Genomic DNA, 4,901 nt, shown 5'->3' on the forward strand with positions numbered 1-4,901 from the left:
GCACCCTGGGGGCCGGACAGGGACCACCAGGATGACCCCGACAGGGCCCGTGCCCGCGCAACCCGCGTGGCACGGGCCCTCTCGCGCTCACTCCGGCCGTGGTGCTCCAGCCGTTCGGGAGCGCGGGGCGTTACTGGCTGGTAATTTGGCTGATCACCACCTCCCCTGAGGCTTCGTCAGATCGCTACGCTCCGGCAATTGATCGGTTCGAGCACAGATGGAGCACGTGATGGAACGACCCACCCCCAGTCGTGGACGCCGGACGGCCAGTGCCGTCCTCGTGGCGACGCTCGCCCTTGGCGGGGCCGTCGTCGCGCAGCCCGCCGTCGCGGACCCGCCGCCCGCGGCCGCGGTGGGTGTCGGGTCGTTCCGCCTGGCCGACGTCCCGATGAAGGACGGCGTCGTCCTCAAGGCCGACGTGTTCACGCCGGCCCCCGGGGCGCCGGGGGCCGATCCGCAGGGGCGCTACCCGTTGGTGGTGCAGCCGGCCAGCTGGGGGCAGAACGACCTGGAGTACGTCGCCCAGGGCCGTGCGCTCGCCGCCGACGGGTACGTCGTCGTCACCTACACGGTGCGGGGTTTCTGGGGCTCCGGCGGGGAGGTCGATGTCGCCGGGCCCAAGGACGTCGCGGACATCTCCACGGTGATCGACTGGGCGCTCGCGCACACCCCGGCTGACCCGGACCGGGTCGGCATGGTGGGGCTCTCGCTGGGTGGCGGTCTGACCCTGCTCGGCGCCGCCTTCGATCCGCGGATCAAGGCCGTCGCCTCTCTCAGCGGCTGGGCCGACCTCACCGACTCGCTCTACAGTGGGCAGACCCGGCACCTGCAGGCTGCGGCCGTGCTCGCCGGCATCCAGGCCCCGACCGGCCGCAAGAGCCCCGAGTTCGCGCGGGTGCTGGACGACCTCTTCGCCGACCGCGACCTGCCCGAGGTCATCGGATGGGCGGACACCCGCTCCCCGGCCCGCTACCTGGACCGGATCAACGCGAACGGCACCGCCGTCCTGATGGCCAACGCCTGGGGCGACAGTTTCTTCAACCCCAGCCAGGTCACCGACTTCTACCAACGGCTGACCGTGCCCAAGCGCCTCGAACTGCGCCCGGGTGACCACGCGAGCCAGGAGTTCACCGGACTGCTCGGACTGGACAACGCCACCTGGAACAGCGCGCGCTCGTGGCTCGACCAGTACGTCAAGGGAGCCCCGGCCCCGGACGCTCGAACGCAGCCGGTCGGCCTTGAGGTCCGCCCCTCCGGCGCGCACGAGAGCCACGCCGACTGGCAGTCCGTCAGCTCCCGCACCGAACACCTCGCGCTCGGCGCCGACACCCTCGGCGATCCGGCCTCCGCGAACTGGCGGACCACCGTGCTCGGCGACACCCCCTCCGGCGCGAGCGGCGGCGTAGCCCTGCTGTCCGGGCTCGTCGACCAGGCGGTGCACCGGCCGCCGACCGTGGTCGTCCCGCTGCTGGCCCGCTCGGCCGCCGTCGTCCGACAGTCTCAGCCCTATCCGCAGGGCCTGTCGCTGCGCGGCGTCGCCCGGGTTCACACCACGGTCACCGCGACGGCACCGCAGGGCACGGTCGTCGCCTATCTCTACGACGTGGACGCGCTCGGCGTCGGCCGGCTGATCTCGCACGCGCCGCAAAGCTGGTCCGGGCGGACGTCGGGGCAGCCGTTCCCGCTGGACGTCTCGCTCTTCGCCACCGCGTACGACCTGCCGGCGGGCCACCGCCTGGCACTGGTGCTCGGCACCCGGGACGCCCTGTACGGCGGGGAGACTCCGCTCGGCTCCCGGGTGGCCTTCGGTTCGACCACGGCCGATCCGGCCGAGCTGACGCTGCCGGTGCGCTGATTGTCCGGCCGCTGCCGGGGCCCCCGGGAGTGTGCGGGCCCAGGGAATTCCGGGGCCCGTGGGGGCCCGGCGGCGAACGGCTGTCCGGTCCTGGGGCCGTGGAGCCACCGACCGGCGCCGCGCCGGCCTTCCGGAGGTGCGTTCCGTGGGTAGCGCACGAGGACGTCAGCGGGGCGGCACCCTCATCGGTCCTTACTGCTTGGCGCGCTCGGCGAGGCGGTCGAGCGAGTCGACGTACTTGAGCATCAGGCGGGCGAACTCCAGGCGGTCGCGTTCGCTCCAGTCGGCGGTGATGTGGTCGTAGGCGTCGCGCTGGTGGCGGCGCAGGCGGGCTATGAGCTCGGTGCCGGCCGGGCTGAGGCGGAGGACGGTGCGGCGGCCGTCCTGCTGGGAGGCGGCGCGGGTCAGGTAGCCGGTCTTGATGCTGTCGCTCACCATGCGGCTGGCGACGGACGGGTCCACGCCGAGGAGTTCGGCGATCGCGCCGACGGTGACCTCCTTCTCGGGGTCCTGGGTGTGCTGCTGGACGAGGTTCAGGACGAGGGTGCGGCCCAGGTCCTTGGCCGAGATGGGGTTCTCGACCTCCAGCAGTGAGGTGCGGCGCAGCTTGCCGAATGCCGGGCCCACGGCGTTCAGCAGGTCCTCGGCCGTCCGGTGGTCCGGGTGGTCCGGGGAGCCCTGGTGGTCCGGCTCGTTCGTCGTCATGCCGCCCATCCTACGGTCCATGAGTAATGGCAGACATGTGTTGACTCGCAATTACATGCATGCAAGCATGCATGTGTGCTGCGGCAGGGAGCTGCGGCCCACAGACTCGTAGGGGGAACCCATGACCGTCCTCATCACCGGAGCCCGCGGCAAGGTCGGCCGCGCCGTCCTCGACCGCCTGCACGCCGCCGGCCTGCCGGTCCGCGCCGCCAGTGCCGAGCCGGCCGAACTGGCCGTCCCCGCCGGGGTCGCGACCGCCGAGCTGGTCCTCGACCGGCCCGAGACCTTCACCGCTGCGCTCGACGGCGTACGGCAGGTCTTCCTGTACCCCAACCCGGAGGGGATCGGGGCCTTCACGGAGGCCGCCCGCGCCGCCGGCGTCGAGCACGTCGTGCTGATGTCCTCCTCCTCGGTCAACGCCCCCGACGCCGAGACCCGCCCGCTCGCCGCGCACCACCTCCACGTCGAGCAGGCGCTCACGGCGAGCGGCCTGCCGTGCACCTTCCTGCGCCCCGGCGCCTTCGCCAGCAACACCCTCGGCTGGGCACGCCCGATCTCCCAAGGCCTGCCGGTCCAACTCGCCTACCCCGACGCGCACATCGCGCCCATCCACCCCGACGACATCGCCGACGTCGCCGTCGAGGCGTTCAGCGGGACGGCCGTCCGGGGCCTCGCGGTCACGTTGACCGGCGCCCGGTCGCTCACCTTCCGCGAACAACTCGCCACCCTGGCCGATGTCCTGGGCCGCGAGATTGTCGTCGAGACCATCACCCGGGCCGAGGCCGAGCAGCAGATGGGCCGCTTCATGCCGCCGGGGATCGTCGGCTCCCTGCTCGACTTCTGGGCCGCGGCCTGCGCCGGCCCGGCCACCATCGCCGACACCACCGAGACCCTGCTCGGCACGCCCGCCCGCAGCTTCCGGCAGTGGGCGGTCGAGAACGCCGCCGCTTTCACGCTGCCGAAGGAGTAGCACACACCTAACCAGCGTGCCGCGCAACCGAGTTCACGGCCGGTGCCAGGTCGCCGGAGGGGGCCGACTCCTGTTCGGCGGCCGGCAGGTCGCGGATCCGCCGCAGCGGGGAGGCGAGCAGGATCAGCGGTACCAGGAGCTCGCCGAGTTGAGCCGTCCAGAGCGTCGGGCGGGTTCCGAGGCCGGCACCGAGTGCGCCGCCCAGCAGCGCCCCCAGGGGCATGACCCCCCAGGTCAGGAAGCGCATGGTGGCGGTCATCCGGCCCAGTGCCCCGGGCGGGCAGAGCGTTTGGCGCAGGCTCACCTGGGCGATGTTGTAGCCCACGATCGCGAACGAGCAGCCGAACCACCCGACCACGAACGCGATGAGCCCGGTTCCGTCGCGGGTCAGGGGGACGAGGAGCCCGAGCGGTACGCCGACGACCAGTGGCAGCCACACCCCGCGGGCGTGGCCGACCCGTCGGATGAGGCCGGGGGCGGCGAACGCGCCGGCGAGGCCGCCGGCGCTGCCCGCCGTCATCAGCACGCCGATGAGTCCGGCGGACAGTCCCAGATCGCGGGCCAGGAACTCGGTGATGACCGCCGCGAACACCGCCATGAACAGGTTGACCACGGCGGTGGCCCCGGCGATCGCGCCCAGGATCGGATCGCGCAGTACCAGCCGCACGCCCTCGCCGACCTCCCGGAGCAGCCTCGGCTGCTCCGGACGGGGCGGCGCGGGCTCGGCCTGCCGGATGTTCGCGATGAACAGGCCCGACAGGCCGAAGCTCACCGCGTTCGCCATGATCGCCGCCGGTGCCGTGAGCAGCTGGACCAGCACACCGGCCAGCGACGGCCCGGCCATCTGCGCGACCGAGGCGCTGGCCTGCAACTTGGTGTTTCCCTCGACCAGTTGGCCCGGGCCGATCAGGGTGGGCAGATAGCTCTGGTACGCGACGTCGAAGAAGACCGTCGCGAAGCCCTGGGCCAGCGCCACGGCGTAGAGCTGCCAGATCGTCAGCGCTCCGCACCAGGCCGCGATCGGAACCGACGCCAGCAGCGAGGCACGCACCAGGTCGGCGCAGACCATGATCGGGCGCCGCCGGCCGCGGTCGCACCACACCCCGGCCGGCAGCCCGATCAGCAGGGACCCCAGGAACTCCATCGCGATCAGCAGTCCCACCGCCTGTGGTCCGGAGCCCAGGTACAGCACGGCCACCAGCGGCATCGCCAGCACGGACACCTGTACCCCGAACTGGCTGACCGTGTCGGCGATCCAGAGCGAGCGGAAGTCCCGGTGTCCGGACAACCCCGTGCGGCGGCGTCGGGGCAGGTCGCTCATCCGTGTGCCTCTGCCTCGTCGGCGAGCAGGAGTTCCTCCAGCCGGGGCGC

General features: G+C 72.6%; 4 protein-coding genes. 2 read left to right on the plus strand and 2 right to left on the minus strand.

The genetic code is table 11. The features are described from left to right. Positions 1 to 229: 229 nt before the first annotated feature. A complete protein-coding gene (locus tag ACFQ87_RS42510; RefSeq protein ID WP_380616326.1) occupies positions 230 to 1,855 on the plus strand; it encodes a CocE/NonD family hydrolase in 1,626 nt (541 codons plus the stop codon). A gap of 192 nt (positions 1,856 to 2,047) precedes the next feature. Here ACFQ87_RS42510 and ACFQ87_RS42515 read toward each other — a convergent pair whose 3' ends face one another. Continuing rightward, positions 2,048 to 2,560, minus strand: coding sequence for a MarR family winged helix-turn-helix transcriptional regulator (locus ACFQ87_RS42515; protein WP_380616327.1), 513 nt, complete (start codon positions 2,558 to 2,560; stop codon positions 2,048 to 2,050). A gap of 121 nt (positions 2,561 to 2,681) precedes the next feature. Between ACFQ87_RS42515 and ACFQ87_RS42520 the strand changes: the two genes are divergently transcribed. Next, positions 2,682 to 3,530: an NAD(P)H-binding protein gene (locus tag ACFQ87_RS42520; protein WP_380616328.1), complete on the plus strand. Its 849-nt coding sequence runs from the start codon at positions 2,682 to 2,684 to the stop codon at positions 3,528 to 3,530. A gap of 7 nt (positions 3,531 to 3,537) precedes the next feature. On the opposite strand, the gene ACFQ87_RS42525 is transcribed toward ACFQ87_RS42520, so the two are convergent. Further along, positions 3,538 to 4,851: an MFS transporter gene (locus ACFQ87_RS42525; protein WP_380616329.1), complete on the minus strand. Its 1,314-nt coding sequence runs from the start codon at positions 4,849 to 4,851 to the stop codon at positions 3,538 to 3,540. Positions 4,852 to 4,901: the final 50 nt, after the last annotated feature.

It is taken from the genome of Kitasatospora sp. NPDC056531, assembly GCF_042794375.1.
Lineage (GTDB): Bacteria > Actinomycetota > Actinomycetes > Streptomycetales > Streptomycetaceae > Kitasatospora.